The organism is Leisingera sp. F5 (assembly GCF_001593695.1).
Map to the genome: position 1 here is coordinate 1 of NZ_LUKH01001199.1, position 1,200 is coordinate 1,200.

General features: G+C 65.8%; 2 protein-coding genes. Both read right to left on the minus strand.

What is annotated here, in order from left to right; translation table 11 throughout:
* Window positions 1-4 precede the first annotated feature (4 nt).
* A complete protein-coding gene (locus A2I95_RS40100) occupies window positions 5-646 on the minus strand; it encodes a CatB-related O-acetyltransferase (RefSeq protein ID WP_291737902.1) in 642 nt (213 codons plus the stop codon).
* Window positions 647-654: 8 nt separating this feature from the next.
* A partial coding sequence (locus A2I95_RS40105) for a flavin reductase family protein (RefSeq protein ID WP_291737903.1) occupies window positions 655-1,200 on the minus strand: 546 nt, incomplete at its 5' end.

A 1,200-nucleotide genomic window follows, 5' to 3' on the forward strand; every position in this document is an offset into this window, starting at 1 on the left:
GGGTTCAGTCGGGGGCGAGGGTTTCGAGCATGTCGAGGTCGCCTGTGAGCAGGGCGGGCTCGGCGCGGGTTATCAGCTCGGGCGGCCAATCCCACCATTTGAGGCTGAGCAGGCGGACGATCTGCGGTTTGGAAAAGCGGAAGCTCTGCACCGTGCCGGGGTTGCCGGTGACGATGGCGTAAGGCGGGATGGAGCCGCGCACCACGGCGCCTGCGCCGATGATGGCGCCGTCGCCGATGCGCGCGCCTGGCAGGATCAGCGCGTTGTAGCCGATCCAGACGTCATTGCCGATCACCGTGTCGCGGGTGTCGGGCTGGTAGCCCGCCATTTGCGCAGGGTTGAACACCGGGAAGGGATAGCAGCTGAGCCCGTCCTGGGCGTGGTTGGCCGAGGCGGTGATGAAGCGCACCCCGTGCGCGACCTGGCAGAAGCGGCCGATTTGCAGCCGTTCGCGGGCGCCGGGGAACAGGTAGGGCGCCAGGTGCTGTGCCCAGTTTTGCGGCGGGTCGAAATCCGAGGCGTAGCTGTAGTCGCCCGCCTGGATGTTGGGATGATCCAGCACCTGGGCGAGCATCACGGTGCCCGCGTGCGGGGTGCTGTCCGGCAGGATGATCGGATTGCGCTTGCGGGAATCAGGAAGCGGCATCGAGGACCTCACTCGCCGGGGCGGGACAGGGAAAACAGGTCGCGCACCACCGAATAGTCGCGATATCCGAGACGGGCCAACGGCTGAAATGCGGTCACGTCGAAGGCGCCGTCGCGCAGGCAATCATCGCGCAGATGCACGCCGGTTACTTCACCGAAGACCACCTTGTTGGCCTCGCCCGGCAGGGTGACGATTTGGGTGAGCCGGCATTCCAGCGCGGCGGGGGCTGCGGCAACGCGGGGGCAGGCAATGGTTTCGCATTCCACGGCTTCAAGCCCTGCGTGGGCGAACTCGTTCGTCTCTTTGGGCAGCGCGCCGGAGCTGGCGTTCATCGCGTCGCGCAGTGCGTAAGAGACCACGTTGACGCAGAACACGCCGGTTGCCTCGATATTGGCCACACTGTCCTTGGTGCCTTCCTGGTCCGGCTTGCTGCTGGTGGAGGCAAACATGACCTGCGGCGGGGTGTAGGCGACCGCGTTAAAAAAGGAATAAGGCGCCAGGTTGTTCACTCCCTCTGCGGAGCGTGACGAAATCCAGCCGATCGGCCGCGGCGT